The 25,177-nt window shown below is 64.1% G+C and carries 22 protein-coding genes; 10 read left to right on the top strand and 12 right to left on the bottom strand.

Going from position 1 to position 25,177, the window contains the following annotated elements:
- Positions 1 to 5: 5 nt before the first annotated feature.
- From DN388_RS03235 to yaaA, 6 genes are all read right to left on the bottom strand, one after another.
- Positions 6 to 1,490, bottom strand: coding sequence for an alginate export family protein (locus DN388_RS03235; protein WP_058540863.1), 1,485 nt, complete (start codon positions 1,488 to 1,490; stop codon positions 6 to 8).
- Entirely contained in the window at positions 1,487 to 2,875 is a 1,389-nt protein-coding gene (gene algK, locus DN388_RS03230; RefSeq protein WP_253086585.1) for an alginate biosynthesis TPR repeat lipoprotein AlgK, read from the bottom strand. The genes DN388_RS03235 and algK overlap by 4 nt, the downstream gene beginning before the upstream one ends.
- A 103-nt stretch (positions 2,876 to 2,978) precedes the next feature.
- On the bottom strand, positions 2,979 to 4,145 hold the full coding sequence (locus tag DN388_RS03225) for an alginate biosynthesis protein Alg44 (RefSeq protein WP_043861005.1): 1,167 nt from the start codon (positions 4,143 to 4,145) through the stop codon (positions 2,979 to 2,981).
- 36 nt (positions 4,146 to 4,181) lie between these two features.
- A complete protein-coding gene (gene alg8 / locus DN388_RS03220) occupies positions 4,182 to 5,663 on the bottom strand; it encodes a mannuronan synthase (RefSeq protein WP_043861006.1) in 1,482 nt (493 codons plus the stop codon).
- Positions 5,664 to 5,734: 71 nt separating this feature from the next.
- Positions 5,735 to 7,051: a nucleotide sugar dehydrogenase gene (locus DN388_RS03215; protein ID WP_104571967.1), complete on the bottom strand. Its 1,317-nt coding sequence runs from the start codon at positions 7,049 to 7,051 to the stop codon at positions 5,735 to 5,737.
- Between the two features lie 797 nt (positions 7,052 to 7,848).
- Positions 7,849 to 8,628: a peroxide stress protein YaaA gene (gene yaaA / locus DN388_RS03210; protein WP_100633490.1), complete on the bottom strand. Its 780-nt coding sequence runs from the start codon at positions 8,626 to 8,628 to the stop codon at positions 7,849 to 7,851.
- Between the two features lie 132 nt (positions 8,629 to 8,760).
- On the opposite strand from yaaA, the gene DN388_RS03205 reads away from it, so the two are divergent.
- The 6 genes from DN388_RS03205 to DN388_RS03180 all read left to right on the top strand — a co-directional run bounded on the left by DN388_RS03205 (position 8,761) and on the right by DN388_RS03180 (position 13,829).
- Entirely contained in the window at positions 8,761 to 9,879 is a 1,119-nt protein-coding gene (locus DN388_RS03205; protein ID WP_254996652.1) for a polysaccharide deacetylase family protein, read from the top strand.
- A 337-nt stretch (positions 9,880 to 10,216) separates the two neighbouring features.
- Positions 10,217 to 11,611 (top strand): PhoH family protein, encoded by a 1,395-nt coding sequence (locus DN388_RS03200; RefSeq protein ID WP_043861009.1) that lies wholly within the window; start codon positions 10,217 to 10,219, stop codon positions 11,609 to 11,611.
- Between the two features lie 97 nt (positions 11,612 to 11,708).
- Positions 11,709 to 12,182 (top strand): cyclic pyranopterin monophosphate synthase MoaC, encoded by a 474-nt coding sequence (gene moaC / locus DN388_RS03195; protein WP_058540865.1) that lies wholly within the window; start codon positions 11,709 to 11,711, stop codon positions 12,180 to 12,182.
- Positions 12,179 to 12,424, top strand: coding sequence for a MoaD/ThiS family protein (locus DN388_RS03190; protein WP_078479511.1), 246 nt, complete (start codon positions 12,179 to 12,181; stop codon positions 12,422 to 12,424). The genes moaC and DN388_RS03190 overlap by 4 nt, the downstream gene beginning before the upstream one ends.
- Position 12,425: 1 nt before the next feature.
- Positions 12,426 to 12,872, top strand: coding sequence for a molybdopterin synthase catalytic subunit MoaE (gene moaE, locus DN388_RS03185; RefSeq protein ID WP_043861012.1), 447 nt, complete (start codon positions 12,426 to 12,428; stop codon positions 12,870 to 12,872).
- A gap of 177 nt (positions 12,873 to 13,049) precedes the next feature.
- Entirely contained in the window at positions 13,050 to 13,829 is a 780-nt protein-coding gene (locus DN388_RS03180) for an ABC transporter substrate-binding protein (RefSeq protein ID WP_043861013.1), read from the top strand.
- Positions 13,830 to 13,857: 28 nt separating this feature from the next.
- Here DN388_RS03180 and DN388_RS03175 read toward each other — a convergent pair whose 3' ends face one another.
- From DN388_RS03175 to algW, 5 genes are all read right to left on the bottom strand, one after another.
- The gene (locus DN388_RS03175; protein WP_254996648.1) at positions 13,858 to 14,484 is read right to left on the bottom strand and encodes a transcriptional regulator; all 627 of its coding nucleotides are present in this window, start codon (positions 14,482 to 14,484) and stop codon (positions 13,858 to 13,860) included.
- 73 nt (positions 14,485 to 14,557) lie between these two features.
- Positions 14,558 to 15,502: an ornithine cyclodeaminase family protein gene (locus tag DN388_RS03170; RefSeq protein WP_254996646.1), complete on the bottom strand. Its 945-nt coding sequence runs from the start codon at positions 15,500 to 15,502 to the stop codon at positions 14,558 to 14,560.
- A 196-nt stretch (positions 15,503 to 15,698) separates the two neighbouring features.
- Positions 15,699 to 17,165 (bottom strand): ATP-dependent RNA helicase RhlB, encoded by a 1,467-nt coding sequence (gene rhlB / locus DN388_RS03165; RefSeq protein ID WP_254996645.1) that lies wholly within the window; start codon positions 17,163 to 17,165, stop codon positions 15,699 to 15,701.
- Positions 17,166 to 17,267: 102 nt separating this feature from the next.
- Entirely contained in the window at positions 17,268 to 17,927 is a 660-nt protein-coding gene (locus tag DN388_RS03160; protein WP_043861016.1) for an alpha/beta hydrolase, read from the bottom strand.
- A gap of 157 nt (positions 17,928 to 18,084) precedes the next feature.
- Entirely contained in the window at positions 18,085 to 19,242 is a 1,158-nt protein-coding gene (gene algW / locus DN388_RS03155; RefSeq protein WP_043861017.1) for a Do family serine endopeptidase AlgW, read from the bottom strand.
- A 240-nt stretch (positions 19,243 to 19,482) separates the two neighbouring features.
- Between algW and DN388_RS03150 the strand changes: the two genes are divergently transcribed.
- The 3 genes from DN388_RS03150 to cysN all read left to right on the top strand — a co-directional run bounded on the left by DN388_RS03150 (position 19,483) and on the right by cysN (position 23,211).
- Complete coding sequence (locus tag DN388_RS03150; RefSeq protein ID WP_043861018.1) at positions 19,483 to 20,241, top strand: Nif3-like dinuclear metal center hexameric protein; 759 nt, start codon at positions 19,483 to 19,485, stop codon at positions 20,239 to 20,241.
- Between the two features lie 136 nt (positions 20,242 to 20,377).
- Positions 20,378 to 21,295 carry a sulfate adenylyltransferase subunit CysD gene (gene cysD, locus DN388_RS03145; protein WP_254996635.1) on the top strand — a complete coding sequence of 306 codons (918 nt, stop codon included), beginning with the start codon at positions 20,378 to 20,380 and terminating at the stop codon, positions 21,293 to 21,295.
- A 14-nt stretch (positions 21,296 to 21,309) separates the two neighbouring features.
- Positions 21,310 to 23,211 carry a sulfate adenylyltransferase subunit CysN gene (gene cysN / locus DN388_RS03140; protein ID WP_088515546.1) on the top strand — a complete coding sequence of 634 codons (1,902 nt, stop codon included), beginning with the start codon at positions 21,310 to 21,312 and terminating at the stop codon, positions 23,209 to 23,211.
- A gap of 155 nt (positions 23,212 to 23,366) precedes the next feature.
- On the opposite strand, the gene DN388_RS03135 is transcribed toward cysN, so the two are convergent.
- Positions 23,367 to 23,846: an Lrp/AsnC family transcriptional regulator gene (locus tag DN388_RS03135; RefSeq protein ID WP_043861021.1), complete on the bottom strand. Its 480-nt coding sequence runs from the start codon at positions 23,844 to 23,846 to the stop codon at positions 23,367 to 23,369.
- Positions 23,847 to 23,973: 127 nt separating this feature from the next.
- Between DN388_RS03135 and DN388_RS03130 the strand changes: the two genes are divergently transcribed.
- On the top strand, positions 23,974 to 25,170 hold the full coding sequence (locus tag DN388_RS03130) for a methionine gamma-lyase (protein WP_043861022.1): 1,197 nt from the start codon (positions 23,974 to 23,976) through the stop codon (positions 25,168 to 25,170).
- Positions 25,171 to 25,177 lie beyond the last annotated feature (7 nt).

Here is a 25,177-nt window from a genome sequence, read left to right as displayed (position 1 = left end):
AGGCATCAGAAACGCCAGATCACGTCGATGAAGGCGCGGTGCATGTACGAGTCCGCTTCCTTGCCATAGGCGTCGCCTGGCTTGAACACCCCACCGCGAAAGCGCACCAGTGCCGACGGTTCGTCGATCGACTGGCTCAGCGCGGCCGGCAGCAGGCCCTGCTTGAAGTACTTGGTGACCACCAGGTCCATCTCCTGGCCGAGGTCTTTTTCGCCCTGGATCAGCGGGCGGTTGATGCCGTCATCATCGACCACGGCGTTGATGCCGCTGCTGCCGATGTTCTGCTTGCCGTCGACGCGCCAGAACTTGTGGTACACCAGGCTTGCGTCGTAGTCGTCGCGCAGTTGCCAGGAGGTGAACAGGGTGGCGGCCTGCAGGTTGCCCAGCTCGCCACGGAAGGCCTCGCCGAAGCGGTGCACACGCGAGCGGGTGCCGGTGAAGTTGGAGCGGTTGCTCTCAAGGCCGGTCTGTTCGAAGTTGCCCGAGCCGTCGCTGCCACCGCCGCCGCTGCCGCGGGCATAGGCCGCGCCCACCTGCCAGTTGGGGTCCAGGCGCAGGCGGATGCCCAGGTCGGTGGCCCAGGCGTTGACATCGCCGCTCTGCTTTTGCGTGGCCAGCTGGTCGCCGTTGGCCAGGGTGGTGGCGCTCAGGCGATCACGGTCGCCGGTGAGCCAGGTAACGCTGCCCCAGTAGTTGACGGTGTTCTGGTTGCGCCAGTTGTAGGCGTCGCTGTTGGCCTCAAGGCCCAGCCAGGTGAGGTCGCCGTTGCGGGTCTTGTCCAGCGGGTCGAGGGTCTCGCCCGGGTTCTTCAGTTTGCCGTCGTCGTGGGTGTGGTGCGCGCGCAGGCCGACCCAGTGGCCTGGGGTCCATTGCGCGGCCACGTCGCCGTAGACGTGCAGGCGGTCCTTGTCTTCGGGGGCCAGGTCGGTGAGGTCGGTGCGGTACTCGCTGAAACGCTGGGCCACGCCGGCGTTGGCGCGCAGCAGAGTGGTGTCGAAGGTCCAGTTCAGCGCCTCGATGTTGGTGTCGCGCCACATGCCGTCGTCGCTGCGCAGGCGCTGGCGGCCCAGGCGCAGTTGCTCGCCGGGGTAGGCGGTCAGGCCGCTGTAGCCGACCCAGAACTCGCGCATGGCCAGGTAGCTCTTGTCCTGCTCGCGGCCGCTGGCGCGGCGGGTTTCGACCTGGCTGTCGTCGTCGGCCTGGCGCAGGGTGTCGGTGTCGATGGTGTCGGTGGCGGTGACCGCCTGGCCCATGGCGTAGGCGCTCCAGTTGCCGCGCTCGCCATACACCCAGGGGCGCAGGTCCAGGCCCAGGCCGTTGACGTCGCCGCCGGAGCGGGTGCCCAGGTCGCGGTCATCCTCGGACTGGCCGGTGACTTTCACTTCCAGGCCGAAGTTCTTCTCGGCGGTCATCGCGGCCAGGGTCGGGCACGACCAGAGCAGGGCACAGCCCAGGCCCAGGCCGGCCTTCATCCACGGGTTGAGTGTCATAGGGATTCCTCGCCGTCTTGTTCGGTGGTGTCCTGCAGGGCCTGCATGGCCTGGGCGCCGGGGCCCTGACCCATGGCGCCACGGGCCTGGCGCTCCTGTTGCAACAGGCGCTGGGCCTGGGCCTTCTGCGGGGCGGATAGCTGCTGGTCGAGCTCGCCGGCCATCGCCGTCGATTGCTCGCTGGGGTTGGCCTGCGCCAGTTGCGCGAACACCCAGGCGTTGACCAGGTCCTGGCGAATGCCGCGACCTTCGCTGAACAGTTGGGCCAGCGCGTAGTCGGCGCTGAGCTGGCCACCACGGGCGGCGCGCAGCAGGTGATCGACGGCTTTCTGCGGTTCGACCTGGCCCAGATAGCCACGGCGGTAGAGCTGGCCGAGGTAGTAGTGGGCGCTGATTTCGCCGGCATCGGCGGCTGACTGCAGGTGCGTCTCGGCTTTTTTCGCGTCGGCCGGCACGGCCTTGCCTTCGTAGTAGAGGCGGCCCAGCAGCAGCTCGGCGCGCGGTTGTGCGGCCTCGCGGCCCTTGTCGATGTAGGCCAGCAACTGGTCGCTGTCGCCCAGCTCGGGGAAGCTGTAGAGCAGTTGCGCCAGGCTGACCCAGGACGCGGGGTTGCTCGGTGCGACCTGTTCGAGCAGGGCCTGGGCGGTTTTCTCGTCGGTCTGGCCCAGGCTGGGGTCGGCCAGTACGCGGGCCACGCTGTCGACCCGGCTGGCCGGTACCGCACCGCGGGCATAGGCGGCCTTGAGCTGGTCGATCAGCGCGGCCTGTTGTTCGGGCTGGGCACGCTTCTGGTACACGCTGGCCAGTTCCACATAGCAGATGTCGGTGCTGGCCAGTGCGGCCTTGCAGATACGTTCCACCTCGTCCAGGTGCTGGTCGTAGGTGTTCTGGGTACGGTACAGCAGCACCTGGGCCAGGCCCGCCTCGGGGTAGCCGGCGGCGCGCCATTGGTCGATCTGCTGCTGGGCATCGACGTCGGGGAAACTCTGCGGGTATTGCAGGTAGAGCATGGCCAGCGGGATCAGGGTGTTGCTTTCGCCGGCGGCGAAGGCCTGCTTGAGCAGGCCCTGGGCCTCGTGGCGCTCGGCCTCGCTGCTGTCGGGCTTGGCCACCAGCAGACGGCCGAGGCGGGCCTGGGCGCGGGGCGAGGTGCGGGCGGCGGCGCGGTAGGTGGCCTCGGCCTGCCTGAGCTTGGCCGGGTCACCGGTTTCGACCTGGATATCGGCCAGGCCTACCTGGGCCTCGCTGTAGCCCAGGTCGGCGAGTTGCTGGTAGTTGCGCTCGGCCAGGGCGGTGTCGCCGCGCTTGAGGGCTTCGTTGGCCAGGCGCTGGTCGGGCAGGCCGGCGCAACCGGCCAGGCTGACGGCCAGGGCCAGTGCACCCATCGGTAGGAGCCGGCCTTGCCGGCGAAGGGGGCTGCACGATTCGCCGGCAAGGCCGGCTCCTACAGGGATCGCGGTGTGTTGGGTAGTCACCGGCATGTCCTCTTCAAAGCCCACGGGCCACGGCCTTGTCGATCAGCCAGTCCATCGACGGACCCCGGTCGCTGTTGACCGACACCGGGCGCCCGGCCAGCTCGCTGGGCATCGGCGCATCCGGCTTGATCTGCACGCGAATGTCCGAAGACAGGTCGTCGCTGTTCTGGCTGGTGCTGCTGACGATGCGACCCTGGCGCACGTCGTCTTCGCCGGCCACCTGGAAGTTGACGCGGGTGCCGGGCTGTACTTCGTCGAACTGGCGGTAGCTGAAACGGGCCTCGATGATCGGGTTGGTGGTGCGCGGGATCAGCTGGAAGATCACTGCGCCCTTGCTCGCGTATTGCCCGTCATCCACCAGCTGCCTGGCCACCACGCAGTCGCACGGGCTGGTGAGGGTGCCGCTGAGCTGCTTGCCGAACAGTTCCTCGACCCGCGCCGGCTCCAGTTGCTGGTCGTCCAGGTGGCCCTTGAGCAGGTCGAGCATGCTGGTGTTGAACGAGGCCAGCGGCGCGCCCTTGACCACCGGGCCGTCCGCCTTCACCAGGCTCTGCACGGTGCCGTCGCGCGGCATGGTGACGTTGGTGGTGGGGACGCTGACCACCCCGGCTTCGGCATGGCTGACGAAGTACAGGCCGTACACCGACTTGGCGATGAAGCCGAACGCGGCCACGCCGACCACGAACACGCCGAGGCTGAAGGTGACCGCACGCAGGCGGCCGAAGGCGCTCAGGCCGCCGCCGGTGTCCTTCTGCTTGCGCGCCTTGGTGAAGTTGTCGCGTTGCAGGGTGCTGAGCACGTCGCCGATGCTGATCAGCTCGCCCGACAGGTGCGAGGTGATGATGTGGCGCAGGGTGGCGATGTCGCGCTGTTCCAGGTTCTGGAACTGCACGCCGGTACGACCGTCGGCGACGTTGTGCGAGCGCACCTGGAACTCGATGTCGATGGCCAGGCCCAGGTTGTCGACCACGAACTGCAGGCGGCCGCGCACCACTTCGCCGACCTTCAGCGGGTGGCGGGTGTAGAAGCTCAGGCCACCGGCCGAGAGGTCCTCGACCTTGACTTCGAGGGTCTCGCGGTTGGCCCCCAGGTAGCGCAGCTTGGCGGGGATCTTTACCCGGGCGTGCTGACGCTGGGCTTCGGACTCATGCACGACATTGGCATTCACGGCGGTATTCATGGCGATATGTTCCTGTTTATTCCGTAGGGCGGCGGCTCACACGACCATGAACAGCACAGCGACGAAGATGCTGGCTGCCGAGAAGGTCATGGTCCGCGAAGACCAGGTGTTGAACCATTGTTGAAAGCTCGCGAGGTCGCGTTTGAGCGCAGTGGGCTGGCGGGTCCAGGACTGCTTGTCGAGGCGGAAGAACACGTAGATCTTCATGATTGCGCCGACGATCTGGTTGTAATAGAGAATCAGCGGGTAGGCCGGGCCGATGGCATGCCCCGAGCACATCAGCATCAGGGTCAGGATCAGGCGGGTGATGCCGATCCACAGCAGGTACACCAGCAGGAAGGCAGGGCCGAACTTGAGGCTGGCGATCAGCGCCACGGTGAGCCCGAGCAGGCTGGTCCACATCGACACGCGCTGGTCGAACAGCACCACGCTGGTGAACAGGCCGAGGCGGCGAACGCCCAGGCCCAGGGCGCGGGAGTTCTGGCGCAGGTTGTTGCCGTACCAGCGGTACATGAGCTTGCGGCTGGCCTTGATGAAGCTCTTTTCCGGCGGGTGCTCGACCGTGTTGATTGCCGCATCCGGCACGTAGAACGTGTCGTAGCCCAGGCGCATGAGGCTGAACCAGCTGGACTTGTCGTCGCCGGTGAGGAACTTGAAGCGGCCCAGGCGCCAGTGCTGCAGCGAGTCGTTCTCGACGTCCTTGATGAACTCGGGGTTGGTCACCACGGCGGCGCGGAACACCGACATGCGCCCGGTCATGGTTAGCACGCGCTTGGACAGGGCCATCGAGCACATGTTGATGTGGCGCTGGGCAAAGCGCAGCTTGTGCCACTCGCTCATGATGTAGCCGCCGCGCACTTCGCAGAATTCGTTGGTGGTCAGGCCACCGACATTCGGGTAGAGCTTGAACCAGGGCACGGTCTTGGCTACCACGCCTTCGCCGAGCACGGTGTCGCCGTCGATCACCGCGACCACTGCGTTCTCGTCGGGCAGGTGGCGCGAGATGGCGCGAAAGCCGTAGGCCAGGCCGTCACGCTTGCCGGTGCCGGCGATGCGCACGAAGTCCAGGGCCACGCGGTCGGGCGGGTTGAACTTGGCCCACAGGCTTTTCACCAGCAGTTCGTCGCTCATTTCCACCAGCGAGCAGACCACGGTGGTGGGGTAGCCGCAGTCGATTGCCTCGCGGATCACCGAGCTGTACACCTGCGCGGTGGTTAGGGCGTCGATGCGAAAGCTGGTGACCATCAGGTACACGTGTGACGGGTCGGCCGCGCTGCCCAGTTTGCGCACCTTGCGTCGCAGCATCGGGTAGACGATGTAGAGGAACAGCATGCCCCGCACGAAGTGCGTGGCACCCATGGAATAACGCCAGATTCCGACAGCGCCGATGAGGAAGATGAAGTCCTTGGAGTCGGGGTCGAAAACGGTCTTGGGCAAGGCCAGGGCGATCAGCATGAGCAGGCTCACGTAGAACAGCCATCCGGCGACCTGTAGCAGGCCGTGCTTGAGCCTTTGCATGGTGTGCATCCGTAGCGAATGAATGGGAAGGAACTGCACGGGGCTGGGGCGACCCCGTGCAGTGGCTGCTGTTACCAGCAGATGCCTTCGGTGCGGCTGGTGGGGCAGGTCGGCTTGCCCATGAAGCCGACCAGGTCGATGACCTGCTTGCCGGCCGGGGCCTGTTGCGCCAGCGCACGGAACTTCTCGTCGCGGTTACCCAGCACGATCACGTCGGCGTGGTTGACCACCTGCTCGAAATCGGCGTTGAGCAGGGACGAGACGTGGGGGATCTTCGACTCGATGTAGTCCTTGTTGGCGCCGTGCACGCGGGCGTACTCGACGTTGCTGTCGTAGATGTTGAGCTCGTAGCCCTTGCCGATCAGGCGTTCGGCCAGTTCCACCAGCGGGCTCTCGCGCAGGTCGTCGGTGCCGGCCTTGAAGCTCAGGCCCAGCAGGGCAACCTTGCGCTTGTCGTGGCTTTCGATGATGTCGAAGGCGTTCTGCACCTGGGACTCGTTGCTGGTCATCAGCGAGTTGAGCAGCGGCGCCTTCACGTCCAGGCTGCCGGCGCGGTAGGTGAGGGCGCGCACGTCCTTGGGCAGGCACGAGCCGCCGAAGGCGAAGCCTGGGCGCATGTAGTACTGCGACAGGTTCAGGGCCTTGTCCTGGCACACCACTTCCATCACTTCGCGGCCATCGACGCCGCAGGCCTTGGCGATGTTGCCGATCTCGTTGGCGAAGGTGACCTTGGTGGCGTGCCACACGTTGCAGGTGTACTTGATCATCTCGGCCACTTCGATGTCCTTGCGGATGATCGGGGCGTCGAGCTCTTCGTAGAGGGCCTGCAGCACGTCGCCGCTGGCGCGGTCGAGTTCGCCGATGACAGTCATCGGCGGCTGGTCGTAGTCCTTGATCGCAGTGCTTTCGCGCAGGAACTCGGGGTTGACCGCCACGCCGAAATCGACGCCGGCCTTCTTGCCCGAGCAGTCTTCGAGAATCGGGATCACCACGTTCTTGACGGTGCCCGGCAGTACGGTGCTGCGCACCACGATGGTGTGGCGGCTGCTCTTGTCGCGCAGTACCAGACCGATTTCGCGGCACACCGACTCGATGTATTCCAGGCCCAGGTCGCCGTTCTTCTTGCTCGGCGTACCGACGCAGATCATCGACACGTCGCTGTCGCGAATGGCCTGGGCAAAATCGGTGGTGCCCCGCAGGCGCTGGTTGGCAATGCCTTGCTGCAACAGGGCTTCGAGGCCCGGTTCCACGATGGGGGATTTGCCCTGGTTGATCAGGTCGATCTTGGTCGCCGATACATCCACGCCGATCACTTCATGGCCCCGGGCGGACAGGCAGCCCGCACAGACCGCACCTACATAACCCAAACCAAAGATGCTGATACGCATCGCATTCACCTCATGTGTTTATCATGTCGGCGCACAACTAAGCGCCAGACCGGGTTGGTTGACCAGCAAATTCAGGGTGCACGGAAGTGTCACGGTTAAACCGCTAACTGCCGGCAGGCAAATTAAATTGGAGTGCGAAAAATAAACGGCACTCAAGTTGGCGGCTAATGGCCATTTACATTAGGGGGGTGAGCCCTGGACGGTATCCGTCTTTATTGCAGTACCCACTGCGCGTACTGCTGTGCTTGTTATTTCAAGTGGATTAAATCCTTTGAAATCAACCACTAGGACGATTTTTAAGGGTGCTCTCTCCTGGCTTGGACGCGTAATCTTGTCGAACAATTGCGCGGACAAAAAAGTGCTTTCAAAACTTCCTAATACTGTCCATTTGTCATGTACGTCATCTCTCACATCCATCACGAGATAATCCGTACCGGTGGTATGAGCGAGCCTCAAGGGGATAAGTTCCAGGCTCGCCCGAGTCGCCGTGAAGGATTTTTTAATATTTCAACAGTTGACGATACTTTCACTTTGATAGCACACGGCAGTTTCGTCCCGTGTCTGTAGGGCAAACTTGGAGGGGGATGTTTTTATGCCAGCATGAAAAAAAATTTCAGGATATTTCGTCAGAAAACTACGAACGGTCTTATGACGTTTGGCGATAGGGCTAGAGGGGGTGGTTTTTTGGCGCCACGGGATTGGCGACTGGCGGGCTGTGAGGACGCCATCGCGAGTCAAGCCCGCGCCCGCAAGGATTCAGGTGATCCCGGGGGGAGCGGGGTGACCCGCGATGCTTTCTACTCGGCCGGGTGGTCGCGCAGGAACACCAGGTTGTCCGGTTTGGACTGCTCGGCACTGTAGTAGTAGCCCTGCACGTCGAACTGCTTGAGCCGCTCGGGGTCGTTGATGCGCTCCTGGGTCACGAAGCGGGTCATCATGCCCCGCGCCTTCTTGGCATAGAAGCTGATGATCTTGTACTGGCCATTCTTGAAGTCGCGAAACTCGGTGTTGATCACCCGCGCCTTCAACGCGCTGCGCTTGACCGCCGAGAAGTACTCGTTGCTGGCCAGGTTCAGCAGCAGGTCGTCGCCTTGTTCGGCCAGCGCCTGGTTCAGCCACTCGCTGATGCGCGTGCCCCAGAAGGCGTAGAGGTCCTTGCCGCGGGCGTTGGCCAGCTTGGTGCCCATCTCCAGCCGGTAGGGCTGCATCAGGTCCAGCGGACGCAGCAGGCCGTACAGCCCCGACAGCATGCGCAGGTGCTGCTGGGCATAGGTGAAGTCGTCTTCGCTCAGGCTCTGTGCATCCAGGCCGGTGTACACGTCGCCCTTGAACGCCAGCAGCGCCTGCTTGGCGTTGGCCGGGGTGAAGTTCGGGGTCCAGCTGCCGAAGCGCGCGGCATTGAGGCCGGCCAGCTTGTCCGAGAGGTGCATCAGGTCGCTGATCTGCTGCGGCGAAAGTTCGCGCAGTTGCAGGATCAGTTCCTGGGAGTCGTCCAGGTATTGCGGCAGGGTGTGCCGCTGGGTAACGGGCGGGGTGTCGTAATCGAGGGTCTTGGCGGGTGAGATCACCGTCAGCATGAGGTCGGCTCCTTGAATCGTGGCGTCGATTCTACGGGCGGGGGGCGCCGATCTCCAGCTATCGCGCCAATAGCCAAGACCCTGGCGGCGCTTGGCGCTATAGTGCGCGGCGAGAAAATGGAGAGTGTGATCGTGCGCATAGCCCTTCTTTTACTGGCCGGCCTGCTGAGCACGCTGGTGCACGCTGCCCCGGTCGAGCTGGCCCGGTTCGACCGCAGCGTGTGGCCCGAACAACTCGACAGCCCGGCCCTGTTCGATGTGGCCTCGCGTGCCGAAATCCTCAGCTTTGCCCGCGTGCTGTATGACAGCGAGGCCCTGAGCGAGGCGCAGCTGGCCGAGCGCCTGAACCTTCGCCAGGTCAACCTGGTGACGCTGAATGCCTTGCGTCAGCGCCTGTGGCAGCGGCTGTGGCGCAACTATGACCTGGCCCAGCAGAGCTGCGAGCAGGACGCCTCGTTCTGCTACGCCATCGACAGCCTGCCGGACCTGCGCCAGCAGGCGGGCAAGTTCAGTGTTGCAGACGATTCGTTCTACGCCGGTTGGGCGCAGCCAAGCCGGCGTTTTCACGAGTACTACCTGAACGAGCAATTGCGCAAGGCGGCGCTGTTTACCCAGACCTCCAGCGAGGTGGAGCGGTTTTCCGACCAGGAGCGCGATGGCCAGGCACTCAACGACCGGCTGTTCGTGATCAGCTTCGATGGCGGCCCGGGGCCGGCTACCGAGGCGCTGACCGACTACCTGCGCCGGCAGAAGCTTGGCGGGCTGTTCTTCGTGGTGGGCAAGAACCTGCAGGCGCGCCGCGACCAGACCTCGGCCGCAGCGCTGCAGCAACTGTATGCCGGGCAGTGCGTGGGGCTGCAGGGCTGGCAGTACAGCTCGCATGCGCAGTGGACCGGCTGGCAGGACTCGGTGGTCTCCAGCCGGGCACTGGTGCAGAGCAGCCTGCCCGAGGCATTCGTGCCGCTGTTTCGCCCGCCCTACGGGCAGCGCCGCGCCGACAGTGCGGCGTTTTTCGCCGGCCAGCAGCTGCAGGTGATGTTGTGGGATATCGACGCCCAGGACCAGGCCGGGTTGAATGCCGAGCAGTCGGCGCAGCGGGTGCTGAGCCTGATGCTGCTGTGGCGCCGCGGGGTGATCCAGTTTCATGACGGCCAGCCCAGGGCCCAGGCGGCGATCGACTGGTTGCTGCAGCACACGGCCCAGAGCGGGATTGGCTGGGGCGACTGCCGGGAATTCGCCGAAACCCCGTAATCGCTGGGCGCGGCGGCACCCGGCGGAAAAAATCGCCAGGCGTTCATCGGGGTTTGATCATTAACTGTAGTGGTGCTTGCGGCTCACGCCAAGGGCTTGACCGCACAACGAAAAATAAACTTCAAAAAAACGTAAAAACGCTTTTTATCGTCACGGGTTTTGCGGTATCAAGAAGTCAGACCGCCGAACCCTGCAGCACAGGTGGCGTACTAATGGCCCCTCCTTTGTTCGCAGCTTCCCTACCGTAACGACGCGGCCAGGGGGAGACCGGCGGTCACTTCGCGGCGCAGCACCGCCCAGGTATTGCGTCGTCTGGCCCCTACAAAGGTGACCGAGTATGGATGATCAAGGACGTAACGTTTCTTCCAACCAGCCAATCCTTTACGTGCTCGATACCAATGTTCTGATTCACGATCCGAACGCCTTGCTGAATTTCGAGGAACACCACGTCGCGCTGCCGATGACCGTGCTCGAGGAGCTCGACAAACTCAAGACCGGCAAACACACGATCGCCGCCGAATGCCGCCAGGCCATTCGTCTGATCGACCAGACCCTGGGCGATGCCACGCCCGAGGATGTCGAGCAGGGCGTACCGATCCAGCGCGGCAAGAGCGGCCCCAAGGGCTTCCTGTCGATCCTGATGACCCCACGCGCCGAACCCAACCGGCTGCTGCCAGAACACCTCAACGACAACATCATCATCAACCAGTTGCTCGAGCTGCGTAGCCGGCGCAAGGAACTGGACGTGGTGCTGGTGACCAAAGACATCAACATGCGCCTCAAGGCCCGCGCCTGCGGTATCGCCGCCGAGGACTACAGTACCGATCAGCTGGTCGACGACGTTTCGTTGCTGCCCAAGGGCTACCATTCGGTCAGCGGCTCGTTCTGGGACCGCGTCAACAAGGTCGAGACCCGCCAGGAGCGCGGGCGCACCTGGCACCGCGTGCAGCTGGCCGACAACCTGCCGGCGGTTCACATCAACGAGTTCATCATCGACGAGCAGGGCTTCGTCGGCTGGGTCAAGGGCATCCGTGACAGCGAGTTGCTGCTGCTCGACCTGCATCAGGAGCCACTGCTGCACCAGGAAGCCTGGGGCCTGAAACCGCGTGACATCCATCAGGGCCTGGCGCTGTTCGCCCTGCTCGACCCCGACATCCACCTGGTCAACCTCACCGGTGCCGCAGGTTCGGGCAAGACCATCCTGGCACTGGCCGCAGCCATCGAGCAGACGATGGTCAGCAAGCGCTACCGGCGCATCATCGCCACCCGCAGCGTGCAGGGGCTGGACCAGGAAATCGGCTTCCTGCCGGGCACCGAAGCGGAAAAAATGGAGCCCTGGCTGGGGGCGATCACCGACAACCTCGAAGCCTTGCACATGGACGACGAAAACACCCATGGCAGCGTCGAGTACATCCTCGAGCGCGTGCCGTTGCAGTTCAAGTCGCTCAACTACATTCGCGGTCGCAGCTTCCAGCAGAGCCTGATCCTGATCGACGAATGCCAGAACCTCACCCCGCACCAGATGAAGACCATCATCACCCGTGCCGGGGCCGGTTCCAAGGTGATCTGCCTGGGCAACCTGGCGCAGATCGACACCCCTTACCTGTCCGCCACCAGCTCGGGCCTGACCTACCTGACCGAGCGCTTCAAGGACTTCCCCAACGGCGTGCACATCACCCTGCAGGGCGTGCCGCGTTCGGTCCTGGCCGAATACGCCGAATCCCACCTGTAACCCCTGCCACCGGGCGGCCTTGTGCCGCCCGGTTTTTTCCGCTGCCTAATGTTGACCCCTGGGTTTACAATCGGTGCTCCTGATCAGGAGTAACCCTGTGCTGACTCATCTCGATTCCCAAGGTCGGGCCAACATGGTCGACGTCACCGACAAAGCCGTCACCTCGCGCGAGGCGGTGGCCGAAGCGCGGGTGCGCATGCTCCCGCAAACCTTGCAGATGATCGTGGCTGGCGGCCACCCCAAGGGCGACGTGTTTGCCGTGGCGCGCATTGCCGGCATCCAGGCGGCGAAGAAGACCAGCGATCTGATCCCGCTGTGCCACCCGTTGATGCTCACCAGCGTCAAGCTCGAGCTGACTGGCGAAGGCGACGACACGGTGCATATCGTGGCGCGCTGCAAGCTGGCCGGGCAGACCGGCGTCGAGATGGAGGCCCTGACCGCCGCCAGTGTGGCGGCGCTGACGATCTACGACATGTGCAAGGCGGTGGACCGGGGCATGACCATCCACAGCGTGCGTGTGCTGGAAAAACTGGGCGGCAAGAGCGGGCACTACCAGGTGGAGGCGCCATGAACATCGACGTGGTGTATTTCGCGCGGTATCGCGAGGCGCTGGGCAGCGACGGCGAACGCCTCGACGGGCTGTTCGACAGCGTCGACGATGTGCGCAAGGCCCTGCTGGCACGCGGGGAGGGGTACGCGATGCTGGGCGAGCAGAACCTGATGTGCGCGCGCAACCAGGAGTTGTGCAGGCTCGAGGAGCCGGTGGCCGACGGCGACGAAGTGGCGTTCTTTCCGCCCGTGACCGGGGGCTGAGGTGGGCGTTCGAGTGCAGGCCGGCGCGTTCGACCCCGGCGCCGAGACCAATGCGATGCACGCGGCCAACGTCGGGGTGGGCGCGGTGGTGTCGTTTGTCGGCTATGTGCGCGACTTCAACGACGGTCGCGAGGTGGCGGGGATGTTCCTGGAGCATTACCCGGGCATGACCGAAAAGGCCCTGGCCAAGATCGTGCTGGAGGCCGAGCAGCGCTGGCCTTTGCTCAAGGTCGAAGTGCTGCACCGTATCGGCGCATTGCAGCCGGGTGAGCCGATCGTGTTCGTGGGGGTAGCCAGTGCGCACCGGCAGGCGGCGTTCCAGGCGTGCGACTTCGTGATGGACTATCTCAAGACCCGCGCGCCGTTCTGGAAGAAGGAGCAGACCGGCGAGGGGCCGCGCTGGGTCGAGGGGCGCCAGAGTGATGCGGACGCGGCGGGGCGTTGGTAGACGCCCCGCCGGCAAGGCTGGCACCTGCAACGGTGCGGTGCCGCGAATCGGTTGAAAATTAATACACAAAAGTCCAGTATGGAATTATAAGTACAAAATAGTTCCAGGCTGCCTTGTGCCCGCCGCTTTTTCCTCTGTCTTGCAACACACCCCAACAACGAGCGAGAGAGACCGCTGATGAAAACCCCATCCCTGTTGGCCGCGCTGGCGTTGAGCCTGTTTGCCGCCGCCCCGTCGTTCGCCGCTGAAAAGACCCTGCGCATCGGTATCGAAGCCGCCTACCCACCGTTCGCGTTCAAGACCGCCGACGGCGCTATCAGTGGCTTCGACTACGACATCGGCAACGCCCTGTGCGCGCAGATGCAGGTCAAGTGCCAGTGGACCGAACAGGAATACGACGGCCTGATCCCGTCGCTCAAGGTCAAGAAGATCGACGCCGCCCTGTCGTCGATCACCATCACCGAAGACCGCAAGAAGTCGGTGGACTTCACCCACAAGTACTACTTCACCTCCGCACGCCTGGCCATGAAGGCCGGCAGCCAGGTCGATGACGACTTCGCCAACCTCAAGGGCAAGCGCATCGGCGTGCAGCGCGCGACCACCACCGACCGCTATGTGACTGCGGAACTGGTGCCCAAGGGCATCGAGATCGTGCGCTACACCAGCAACGAGGAAATCTTCATGGACCTGGTGGCCGGTCGCCTGGACGGTGTGTTCGCCGACACCATCCCGCTTGAACAGGGCTTTCTGGAGACGCCCAAGGGCAAGGGTTACGGGTTTGTCGGGCCAGAGCTGAAAGACCCCAAGTACGTGGGTGAGGGCGCCGGGATCGCGGTGCGCAAGGGCAACGCCGAACTGGTGGCCCAGCTGAACGCGGCCATCGACGCCATTCGCGCCAATGGCGAGTACCAGAAGATCCAGGCCAAGTATTTCAAGTCCGACATCTACGGCGACTGACCGTCGCCTGCCCGAGGCCTGAGTTCGTTCAGGCCTTGAGCTCCTTGAGGTGCTTGTACACCGTGGCCCGACCCATGTTCAGCACGTTGGCCACGTAGTTGGCGGCGCTCTTGCCGCGAAACGCACCCTCGGCATGCAGGGCCAGCACCAGTTCGCGCTTGTGGTCGCGATTCAGGTTGCTCAGTGCCAGCTGGCGCTCGCGCAGCCAGCTGTTGAGAAACGTGTTGATGCGCTCCTGCCAGTCATCGCGAAACAGCGCGTCGGGCTGGGCGATCAGCCGGGTGGGCGAGAGAAACAGGTCCAGCGCCGCCTTGGCGTTTTCGAACATCGAGATGTTCAGGTTGATGCACAGCACGGCCTGCGGCTTGCCCTGGCCGTCGCGCAGCACGGTGCTGAGCGAGCGGATCTTCTGCCCGTCCCAATTGAGCTTTTCGTAGGGGCCGATGTTGGTTTCGTCGGTACCTGCCTCGAACATGTCTTCCAGGGCCGCATCGTCGCCGATCTCGCGCTTGGACAGGTTGTTGGCGATGTAGTCGATCTTCTGGCTGCGCAGGTCGTGCAGCACCACCTCGGCGTGGGGGAAGAACAGCGTGGCGATGGCGTCGGCAATCGCGCGAAAGTTGCTCAGGGCGGGGTCGTGGGGCGGTATCGGCATGCAGGCGGGCTCCAGGCGGTGTCAGCGCCCTAGGCGAAGGGCGCTGGGAGTGTGCCGCAAACGCGGGCGGGCGTCACCCGTGCAGGCGGTACAGGGCGTTGGCCAGGGCGATGTCTTCCAGGCCCAGGCCGATGGAGCGGAAGAAGGCATGGCGCTGGTAGGTCGGGCGCGGCGCCTGCTCGCTGAGCAACTGGGCCAGGTCGCCGATGATGGCGTCGGCCTGCCAGCGGTGCTGCTCGCTGGCGATGCGCATCTCGCCGGCCGAGCCGGGTGTGGTCAGGCGGTAGTCGCAGTACACGTCCATGTCGGTCAGGCACTCGGGCGGCACTTCGTGGGCGCGTACCGCGTTGGTGCTGATCGAGGTGATCAGGGCCGGCTTGCTCAGCTGGCGCGGGTCGATCACAGGCTTTGCCGACGAGGTGCACAGCATGATCACGTCGGCGTCGTGCAGTGCTGATTGCAGGTCGTCCACCAGGCTCAGGCGCGGGTCGAGTGCACCGAGGGCTTCGCGCTGCTCGGCGCTTTTACCCTTGAGGCCTGGCGAGTGCAGGCGGATGTCCTGCCAGTCGCGCACGCCGCGCACATAGTGCAGGTGGGCCTGGGCGATGGGGCCGCTGCCGATCACGGTCAGGCGCCTGGCGCTGGTGGGGGCCAGGGCGTCGACCGCGACGGCGGTGGTGGCAGCGGTGCGTGCAGTGGTCAGTTCGCCGGCGTCGCACAATAGCAGTGGCTGGCCGCTGTCCATGGACATCAGCAATGTCCAGGCGGTGATCAGCGGCGCGCCTTCGCGCACGATGTAGGGCGAGGTCTTGACGCCGTAGACGCGGTCTTCGGCGAGCACCCCGCCGTAGTTGATGAAGTCGCCCCTGCCGGCCGGGAACTCCACCAGCTGTTGCGGCGGCTGCACGGCCTGGCCGGCGGCCAGGTCACGGAACAGCTTGCGCAGGATCTGCGGCACGTCCACCTGCGCGAGCAGTTGGCGGGCCAGGGGCTGGTCGATCACGCGTGGGGTAGACATGCGGCGCTCCATTTGAACTATTTTGTCTATTATGGACAAATAGTTTAATTTCGCCAACCCTATCGCGGGTCGAGCCCGCCCCCACAATCATTACTGTGGTCGCTGTGGGAGCGGGCTTGACCCGCGATGAGCCAGCCCGGTCAGCGCAAAAAAAAACGCAGCCGGCGAGGGCTGCGTTTTCTGTCCATCAATCGACTCAGTGATGCTTGCGCGCCACCGGCTTGAGCAGCTCGGTCGGCGGGGTCTCGCAACTGATCTTGCGCCCCAGCAATGCCTCGATACCCGGCAACTGGTACGAATCATCCTCACCGGCGAAGCTGATCGACACGCCACTGGTACCCGCACGGCCGGTACGGCCGATACGGTGCACGTAGTCGTCCGGGTCTTCGGGCAGGGTGAAGTTGATCACGTGGCTGATGCCGTCGATGTGGATCCCGCGACCGGCCACATCGGTGGCCACCAGCACGGTGACCCGGCCTTCGCGGAAATTCTCCAGGGTCTTGATGCGCTTGTGCTGCGGCACATCGCCCGACAATTGCGCGGCATTCACGCCGTCACGCACCAGGCGCTCTTCGATACGGCGCACCTCGTCCTTGCGGTTGGCGAACACGATGACCCGCTCCCACTTGTTCTCGGTCACCAGGTTGTACAGCAGCTTGTACTTGTCGGCACCGGCTACCGCATACACATGCTGCTCGACGGTTTCGCTGGCAACGTTCTCCGGCTCGATCTCGACGATGGCCGGGTCGGTGGTCCACTGTTGCGCCAGGTTCATCACGTCTTCGGTGAAGGTGGCCGAGAACAGCAGCGTCTGGCGCTCGCTCTTGGGCGGGGTCTGGCGGATGATCTGGCGAACCTGCGGGATGAAGCCCATGTCGAGCATGCGGTCGGCTTCGTCCAGCACCAGCACCTCGACCATGTCCAGGTGCGCTTCGCCGCGCTGGTTGAAGTCCAGCAGGCGACCCGGGGTGGCCACCAGGATGTCGCAGTGGCGTGCCTCAAGGGCCTTGAGCTGCTTGTCGAAGTCCATGCCACCGACGAACGTCATCACGTTCAGGCCGGTGTACTTGGTCAGCTCGGCGGCGTCCTTGGCGATCTGCACCACCAGTTCGCGGGTAGGGGCAATGATCAGCGCCCGCGGCTCGCCCATGTAGCGCTCTTTGGGCGGCGGGGTCTGTTGCAGCTGGCTGATGATCGAGATCAGGAACGCGGCGGTCTTGCCGGTGCCGGTCTGGGCCCGGCCGATCGCATCCTTGCCACGCAGGGTGAAGCCCAGTACTTCGGCCTGGATCGGCGTGCAGTACGGGAAGCCCAGGTCGTGGATGGCATGCATCAGCTCGGGCGAGAGCTTGAAGTCGTGGAAGCGGGTCTTGCCCTCTTGCGGTTCCACCACAAAGTCTTCCAGTTTCCAGGTGCTGGCCTGGGGTTTTGGCTTGCGCTCGCGGCGCGGCTTGGCCTCGGCCGGTTTGCTCGCCGGTTGCTCCAGGGGTTTTTCCGCCGGCTTTTCGGCGCGCGCTGGCGCGGCGGCTTCGGTCTGAGCCTTGAGCGGCGCGGCGGGAGCCGGGGCCTTGGGTGCTGCGGGCGGCTGCACGGTAGCAACGCTTTCGGTGGCGAGTTGCTCAACCTCGCTCTTTCCGAACATCTTCTTGAGTGCTTTGAGCACGGTCATCTCATCAATTGGTTAAGGAATGTACGCCGGCCAGTGTAATGCAAGATTCGGGCGCGGCGTAGTGGATTGCTCCGACAACTACAGGCAAGGCGTTTTTTAGCGCAGACGCTCGATCAGCCAGGCGCCGATGTCCTGGATTTCCTCGGGCAGCACGGCGTGTTCCATCGGGTATTCCTTCCACTGCACGGTGACGCCCCAGCTGTTCAGGTACTCGAAGGCGGCACGCCCCATGGACGGGATGACCACCGGGTCGTACACGCCGTGCAGGCACAGCGCTGGAATGCGCTGCTGGCTGGCGCTGAGCACGGTGCTGTCGGTGAAGGTCGGGGCGTAGGTGGAAAGGGCCATTACCCCGCCCAGCGTCTCCTGCCACTTTACATAGGCGGTGTGCAGAACCACTGCACCGCCCTGGGAGAAGCCGGCCAGGATGATGCGCGACAGGGCGACGCCCTTGGCCTGTTCCTGCTTGATAAGGTCGATGACCGCCTGTGCCGAGGCGTCGAGTTGCGCTTCGTCGATGGCGCGTGCACCGGGCGTCAGCGCCTTGATGTCGTACCAGCTGGGCATGGCGTAACCATTGTTGATGGTGACCGGCTGGGTGGGTGCCTGCGGCATCACGAAGCGCGTGCTCAGCAGCACTTCCTGCAGGGCTTCGGCCACCGGCATGAAGTCGTAGCGGTCGGCGCCCAGGCCATGCAGCCAGATGACACAGGCGTCGGCGGTTTTCTGGGGTTCGAGAATCAGGGGATTGGTCATGACTGCTCCGAAAAAGTGCACGCAGGCCGGGGTGCGTGCTTGAAGAAAGGCATCGCTGGCGTTGCGTGCAAGGCTGTCACAGAACAGTCGGTTGTGCCAATCACCCGCCGCACCCCGGTGCTGCGCCGATGCGGCGTCAGGCCGGCGCGGCCAGGGGTCAGTCCTCTTCCTTGGGCGCGGGTGCAGGCGGTGGACGCAGGCCGATCTCGGCGATCAGCTTCAGCGGCTTGCCGTTGCGCACCACTTCGATGGCCACCTTGTCGTTGGGCTTGATCCGCGCCACCTGGTTCATCGAGCGCCGGCCATCGCCGGCCGGTTCGCCATTGATGCTCAGAATCACGTCACCCAGCTGCAGGCCGGCCTTCTGCGCCGGCCCGTCGCGGAAGATGCCCGCCACCACGATGCCTGGCCGGCCCTGCATGCCGAACGACTCGGCCAGCTCCTGGCTCAGCGGTTGCACCTCGATGCCCAGCCAGCCGCGAATCACCTGACCATGCTCGATGATCGACTTCATCACCTCCAGCGCCAGCTTGGTGGGGATGGCGAAGCCGATGCCCTGCGAGCCGCCGGACTTGGAGAAGATCGCGGTGTTGATGCCGGTCAGGTTGCCATTGGCATCCACCAGCGCGCCACCGGAGTTGCCCGGGTTGATGGCCGCGTCGGTCTGGATGAAGTCTTCGTAGTTGTTCAGGCCCAGCTGGTTGCGCCCGGTGGCGCTGATGATGCCCATGGTCACGGTCTGGCCGACGCCGAACGGGTTGCCGATGGCCAGCGCCACATCACCGATATGGATGTTGTCCGAGCGCCCGATGGTGATCGAGGGCAGGTTCTTGAGGTCGATCTTGAGCACGGCCAGGTCGGTTTCCGGGTCGCTGCCGATCACCCGTGCCAGGGTCTCGCGGCCGTCCTTGAGCGCCACCACGATCTGGTCGGCGCCGGAGGTCACGTGGTTGTTGGTCAGCAGGTAGCCCTCCGGGCTCATGATCACCGCCGAGCCCAGGCTCGATTCCCAGCGCCGCTGCTTGGGCAGGTTGTCACCGAAGAAGCGGCGGAACTGTGGGTCTTCGAACAGCGGGTGCGCGGTCTTGTTGACCACCTTGGTGGTGTACAGGTTGGCCACTGCGGGGGCCGCATTGCTCACCGCATCGGCATACGACACGGGGCCCTGCATCAGCCGCGTGGTCTGCGGCGCCTGCTGCAGGTTGACGTCCTGGCTGGGCAGGCCGACCCATTGGGGAAATTGCTGGATGACCAGCAGGGCGATCAGTACGCCGGTGACCAGTGGCCAGGCAAAGTAACGCAGAGCCTTGAACATGAGATGGATCCTGGGAGGTGGCCAGAGCCGATGCCGCAGTGGGGAGTAGATGAACGCGCGCGATCATACTGCGGCAAGGCCCGTGCAGGAACTGCTAAATCACGTTGAGCCATGACGGTCATGGCGCCGCGCCCCCGGGCAGTTGCCGTCGGTTTCCCCAAAAACGGTCGACGGCTCATAATGGCGGCCATTATACGAGGCCTTGTGCCACGCTGAACCGCTGAATTGAGGAGTCTTTGCATGGCTGTTGCCCTGAGCACCCTGGTCGAGGAAGCCGATCGCTACCTTGGCAGCGCAAAAATCCAGGACTACTGCCCCAACGGCCTGCAGGTCGAGGGCAACCCGCAGGTGTCGCGCATCGTCACCGGCGTCACCGCCAGCCAGGCATTGCTGGACGCTGCGGTCGAGGCGGGCGCCGACCTGGTGCTGGTGCACCACGGCTACTTCTGGAAGGGTGAGAACCCCTGCATCACCGGCATGAAGCAGCGCCGCCTCAAGACCCTGCTCAAACACGACCTGAGCCTGCTGGCCTACCACCTGCCGCTGGACCTGCACCCCGAGGTGGGCAACAACGTGCAGCTGGCGCGCCAGCTGGACATCACCGTCGAGGGCCCGCTGGACCCGGCCAACCCGCGGGTGGTGGGCCTGGTGGGCTCGCTGGCCGAACCGATGTCGGCGCGGGATTTCGCGCGCAAGGTCAGCGACGTGATGGGCCGCGAACCGCTGCTGATCGAAGGCGACGAGGTCATTCGCCGGGTGGGCTGGTGCACCGGCGGCGGCCAGGGCTACATCGACCAGGCGATTGCCGCAGGGGTCGACCTGTACTTGAGCGGCGAGGCGTCGGAACAGACTTTCCACAGTGCTCGCGAGAACGGCATCAGCTTCATCGCCGCCGGCCACCACGCCACCGAGCGTTACGGGGTGCAGGCGCTGGGCGATTACCTGGCACGTCGATTCGCTCTGGAACACCTGTTCATCGACTGCCCGAACCCGATCTGAGGCTAAAACGCCAAGGCATATTCTTATACTGTTTCGTTCTAGTAGCCTGCCTAAATAGAATCGGGTGCTGTGATAAAGTGGCCCGCTCGAACACGGCCCGCTGGCCGTCCATAAGATTGATTTTCCGTGAGTAGCCATGGTCGACAAGCTGACGCATTTGAAACAGTTGGAGGCGGAGAGCATCCACATCATTCGTGAGGTGGCCGCCGAGTTCGACAACCCGGTGATGCTGTACTCGATCGGCAAGGATTCGGCCGTGATGCTGCACCTGGCACGCAAGGCCTTCTTCCCGGGCAAGCTGCCGTTTCCGGTGATGCACGTCGACACCCAGTGGAAATTCCAGGAGATGTACAGCTTCCGCGACAAGATGGTCGGGGAAATGGGCCTGGAGCTGATCACCCACGTCAACCCCGATGGCGTTGCCCAGGGCATCAATCCGTTCACCCACGGCAGTGCCAAGCACACCGACATCATGAAGACCGAGGGCCTCAAGCAGGCGCTCGACAAGCACGGCTTCGATGCCGCCTTCGGTGGCGCGCGCCGCGACGAAGAGAAGTCGCGGGCCAAGGAGCGCGTGTACTCGTTCCGTGACAGCAAGCACCGCTGGGACCCGAAGAACCAGCGCCCAGAGCTGTGGAACGTGTACAACGGCAAGGTCAACAAGGGCGAGTCGATTCGCGTGTTCCCGCTGTCGAACTGGACCGAGCTGGATATCTGGCAGTACATCTACCTCGAAGGCATCCCGATCGTGCCGCTGTACTTTGCAGCCGAGCGCGAAGTGATCGAGAAGAACGGCACCCTGATCATGATCGATGACGAGCGCATCCTGGAGCACCTCTCGGATGAAGAGAAGGCTCGCATCGTCAAGAAGAAAGTGCGTTTCCGTACCCTTGGCTGCTACCCGTTGACGGGCGCGGTGGAGTCGGAGGCCGAGAGCCTGACCGACATCATTCAGGAAATGCTCCTGACGCGCACTTCCGAGCGCCAGGGCCGCGTCATCGACCACGATGGCGCAGGTTCCATGGAAGACAAGAAACGTCAGGGCTATTTCTAAGTTAGGGTCAGACCATGTCGCACCAATCCGAATTGATCAGCGAGGACATCCTCGCCTACCTGGCCCAGCACGAACGCAAGGAACTGCTGCGCTTCTTGACCTGCGGTAACGTCGACGACGGCAAGAGCACCCTGATCGGGCGCCTGCTGCACGACTCCAAGATGATCTACGAAGACCATCTGGAAGCCATTACCCGCGATTCGAAGAAAGTCGGCACCACCGGTGACGACATCGACCTGGCATTGCTGGTCGACGGCCTGCAGGCCGAGCGCGAGCAGGGCATCACCATCGATGTGGCCTACCGCTATTTCTCCACGGCCAAGCGCAAGTTCATCATCGCCGACACCCCGGGCCACGAGCAGTACACCCGCAACATGGCCACCGGTGCGTCCACCTGCGACCTGGCGATCATCCTGGTGGATGCGCGCTACGGCGTGCAGACCCAGACCCGCCGGCACAGCTACATCGCTTCGCTGCTGGGCATCAAGCACATCGTCGTGGCCGTGAACAAGATGGACCTCAAGGGCTTCGACCAGGACGTGTTCGAAGGCATCAAGGCCGACTACCTGAAGTTTGCCGAAGCCATCAACATGACCCCCAGCAGCCTGCACTTCGTGCCGATGTCGGCGCTCAAGGGCGACAACGTGGTCAACCGCAGCGAGCGTTCGCCGTGGTACACCGGCCCTGCGCTGATGGAAATCCTCGAAACCGTGGAAGTGGCGGCCGACCGCAACTTCACCGACCTGCGTTTTCCGGTGCAGTACGTCAACCGTCCCAACCTGAACTTCCGTGGCTTTGCCGGCACCCTGGCCAGCGGAGTGGTACACAAGGGCGACGAAATCGTGGTGCTGCCGTCGGGCAAGAGCAGCCGCGTGAAGTCCATCGTCACCTACGAAGGTGAGCTGGAGCAGGCCGGCCCGGGCCAGGCCGTGACCCTGACCATGGAAGACGAGATCGACATCTCCCGTGGCGACCTGCTGGTGCATGCCGACAACGTCCCGCCGGTGACCGACCAGTTCGACGCCATGCTGGTGTGGATGGCCGAAGAGCCGATGCTGCCGGGCAAGAAATACGACATCAAGCGCGCCACCAGCTACGTGCCGGGCTCGATTGCCAGCATCGCCCACAAGGTCGATGTGAACACCCTGGAACAGGGCGCTGCGAGTGCGTTGCAGCTCAACGAGATCGGCAAGGTCAAGGTGAGCCTGGATGCTCCGATCGCGCTGGACGGCTACGACAGCAACCGCACCACCGGCGCGTTCATCATCATCGACCGCCTGACCAACGGCACCGTGGGCGCGGGCATGATCATCGCGCCACCGGTACTGCCTCACGGCAGCACCGGCCAGCATGGCAGGCAGGCCCACGTGACCACCGAGGAGCGTGCCTTGCGCTTCGGCCAGCAGCCGGCCACCGTGCTGTTCAGCGGCCTGTCGGGCGCGGGCAAGAGCACCCTGGCGTATGCCGTTGAGCGCAAGCTGTTTGACATGGGCCGTGCGGTGTACGTGCTCGACGGGCAGAACCTGCGCCATGACCTGAACAAAGGCCTGCCGCAGGACCGTGCCGGGCGTACCGAGAACTGGCGTCGTGCTGCGCATGTGGCGCGTCAGTTCAACGAAGCGGGCTTGCTGACCCTGGCCGCGTTCGTGGCACCGGATGCCGAAGGCCGTGAACAGGCCAAGGCGCTGATCGGCAAGGAGCGCTTGCTGACCGTTTACGTCCAGGCTTCGCCGTTGGTGTGCCGTGAGCGTGATCCGCAGGGGCTGTACGCGGCCGGTGGCGACAACATCCCGGGCGAGAGCTTCCCGTATGACGTGCCGCAGGATGCGGACCTGGTGATCGACACCCAGAGCGTTGGCGTGGAAGAGGGCGTCAAGCAGGTACTGGAACTGCTGCGCAAGCGTGGCGCGATCTAAGCGCTGCTGCTGAATGAAAAGCCCGCGATGGTGAAGGCCATCGCGGGCTTTTTTGTGGCGGCTGGCCGCTTCGCCGGCAAGGCCGGCTCCTACGGTGAGCGCAAGGCCATGCAGGAGCAGGCCTTGCCGGGGAAGTGCCCAGCGGACACGCCGCTTCAAATATGCTTCTGTGCCACCGGAATCACCCGCTTCTCCTTCACCGCCTTGAACGAGAAGCTCGAATAGATCTCCTTCACCCCCGGCAGCCGCTGCAGTACCTCGCGGGTGAACTCGCCGAACGACTCCAGATCCCGCGCCAGAATCTCCAGCAGGAAGTCATAGCGCCCGGAGATGTTGTGGCACGCCACGATTTCGGGGATATCCATCAGCCGCTGCTCGAATGCCCGGGCCATCTCCTTGCTGTGCGAATCCATCATGATGCTGACGAAGGCGGTCACTCCGAAGCCCAGTGCCTTGGGTGACAGGATGGCCTGATAGCCGGTGATGTAGCCCGACTCCTCCAGCAGCTTGACCCGCCGCCAGCACGGCGAGGTGGTCAGGGCGACGCTGTCGGCGAGCTCGGCCACGGTCAGTCGGGCGTTGTCTTGCAGCGCGGCCAGCAGTGCGCGGTCGGTACGGTCGATGGCGCTAGGCATGTCTTGCCCTCCATAGCCTGTTCTTGTTGTTTTTATGTCAGTGAGCGGCGCTTTTCGTAGGCGTATTTGGAAAAATTTAAGCCGGTCTGTGGAATAAGCTTATAACAAACCACAAGAGGCGGTTGCCATGCACGGCTCCAACAAGCTCCCAGGATTTGCCACCCGCGCCATTCACCATGGCTACGACCCCCAGGACCACGGCGGCGCACTGGTGCCACCGGTCTACCAGACCGCGACGTTCACCTTCCCCACCGTGGAATACGGCGCTGCGTGCTTTGCCGGCGAGCAGGCCGGGCATTTCTACAGCCGCATCTCCAACCCCACCCTCAACCTGCTGGAAGCACGCATGGCCTCGCTGGAAGGCGGCGAGGCCGGGCTGGCGCTGGCCTCGGGCATGGGGGCGATCACGTCCACGCTATGGACGCTGCTGCGCCCCGGTGACGAGGTGCTGCTGGGCAACACCCTGTACGGCTGCACCTTTGCCTTCCTGCACCACGGCATCGGCGAGTTCGGGGTCAAGCTGCGCCATGTGGACATGGCCGACCTGCAGGCATTGGAGGCGGCCATGACGCCGGCCACCCGGGTGATCTATTTCGAATCGCCGGCCAACCCCAACATGCACATGGCCGATATCGCCGGCGTGGCGAAGATTGCACGCAAGCACGGCGCGACCGTGGTGGTCGACAACACCTACTGCACGCCGTACCTGCAACGGCCACTGGAGCTGGGCGCCGACCTGGTGGTGCATTCGGCCACCAAGTACCTGAGCGGCCATGGCGACATCACTGCTGGCATTGTGGTGGGCAGCCAGGCACTGGTGGACCGTATACGTCTGCAGGGCCTCAAGGACATGACCGGTGCGGTGCTCTCGCCCCATGACGCCGCACTGCTGATGCGCGGCATCAAGACCCTCAACCTGCGCATGGACCGCCACTGCGCCAACGCTCAGGTGCTGGCCGAGTTCCTCGCCGGGCAGCCGCAGGTAGAGCTGATCCATTACCCGGGCCTGGCGAGCTTCCCGCAGTACACCCTGGCCCGCCAGCAGATGAGCCAGCCGGGCGGCATGATCGCCTTCGAACTCAAGGGCGGCATCGGTGCCGGGCGGCGGTTCATGAACGCCCTGCAACTGTTCAGCCGCGCGGTGAGCCTGGGCGATGCCGAGTCGCTGGCGCAGCACCCGGCAAGCATGACTCATTCCAGCTATACCCCAGAGGAGCGTGCGCATTACGGCATCTCCGAGGGGCTGGTGCGGTTGTCGGTGGGGCTGGAAGACATCGACGACCTGCTGGCCGATGTGCAACAGGCACTCAAGGCGAGTGCCTGAACCCGTC

The organism is Pseudomonas sp. S12(2018) (assembly GCF_024355235.1).
Classification (GTDB): Bacteria; Pseudomonadota; Gammaproteobacteria; order Pseudomonadales; family Pseudomonadaceae; genus Aquipseudomonas; species Aquipseudomonas palmensis.
Note: the sequence above shows the minus strand (reverse complement) of the source record. Positions and strands in the feature narration are given on the sequence as shown.

What these genes read in the sequence shown, in the direction of transcription:
- DN388_RS03215 (WP_104571967.1), bottom strand. Translation starts at nt 7,051, where the DNA reads ATGCGTATCAGCATCTTTGGTTTGGGTTATGTAGGTGCGGTCTGTGCG.
- DN388_RS03190 (WP_078479511.1), top strand. Translation starts at nt 12,179, where the DNA reads ATGAACATCGACGTGGTGTATTTCGCGCGGTATCGCGAGGCGCTGGGC.
- algK (WP_253086585.1), bottom strand. Translation starts at nt 2,875, where the DNA reads ATGGGTGCACTGGCCCTGGCCGTCAGCCTGGCCGGTTGCGCCGGCCTG.
- DN388_RS03135 (WP_043861021.1), bottom strand. Translation starts at nt 23,846, where the DNA reads ATGCCTAGCGCCATCGACCGTACCGACCGCGCACTGCTGGCCGCGCTG.
- DN388_RS03200 (WP_043861009.1), top strand. Translation starts at nt 10,217, where the DNA reads ATGGATGATCAAGGACGTAACGTTTCTTCCAACCAGCCAATCCTTTAC.
- DN388_RS03175 (WP_254996648.1), bottom strand. Translation starts at nt 14,484, where the DNA reads ATGCCGATACCGCCCCACGACCCCGCCCTGAGCAACTTTCGCGCGATT.
- DN388_RS03130 (WP_043861022.1), top strand. Translation starts at nt 23,974, where the DNA reads ATGCACGGCTCCAACAAGCTCCCAGGATTTGCCACCCGCGCCATTCAC.
- algW (WP_043861017.1), bottom strand. Translation starts at nt 19,242, where the DNA reads ATGTTCAAGGCTCTGCGTTACTTTGCCTGGCCACTGGTCACCGGCGTA.
- DN388_RS03180 (WP_043861013.1), top strand. Translation starts at nt 13,050, where the DNA reads ATGAAAACCCCATCCCTGTTGGCCGCGCTGGCGTTGAGCCTGTTTGCC.
- DN388_RS03160 (WP_043861016.1), bottom strand. Translation starts at nt 17,927, where the DNA reads ATGACCAATCCCCTGATTCTCGAACCCCAGAAAACCGCCGACGCCTGT.
- cysD (WP_254996635.1), top strand. Translation starts at nt 20,378, where the DNA reads ATGGTCGACAAGCTGACGCATTTGAAACAGTTGGAGGCGGAGAGCATC.
- DN388_RS03235 (WP_058540863.1), bottom strand. Translation starts at nt 1,490, where the DNA reads ATGACACTCAACCCGTGGATGAAGGCCGGCCTGGGCCTGGGCTGTGCC.
- cysN (WP_088515546.1), top strand. Translation starts at nt 21,310, where the DNA reads ATGTCGCACCAATCCGAATTGATCAGCGAGGACATCCTCGCCTACCTG.
- alg8 (WP_043861006.1), bottom strand. Translation starts at nt 5,663, where the DNA reads ATGCAAAGGCTCAAGCACGGCCTGCTACAGGTCGCCGGATGGCTGTTC.
- yaaA (WP_100633490.1), bottom strand. Translation starts at nt 8,628, where the DNA reads ATGCTGACGGTGATCTCACCCGCCAAGACCCTCGATTACGACACCCCG.
- DN388_RS03225 (WP_043861005.1), bottom strand. Translation starts at nt 4,145, where the DNA reads ATGAATACCGCCGTGAATGCCAATGTCGTGCATGAGTCCGAAGCCCAG.
- DN388_RS03170 (WP_254996646.1), bottom strand. Translation starts at nt 15,502, where the DNA reads ATGTCTACCCCACGCGTGATCGACCAGCCCCTGGCCCGCCAACTGCTC.
- DN388_RS03150 (WP_043861018.1), top strand. Translation starts at nt 19,483, where the DNA reads ATGGCTGTTGCCCTGAGCACCCTGGTCGAGGAAGCCGATCGCTACCTT.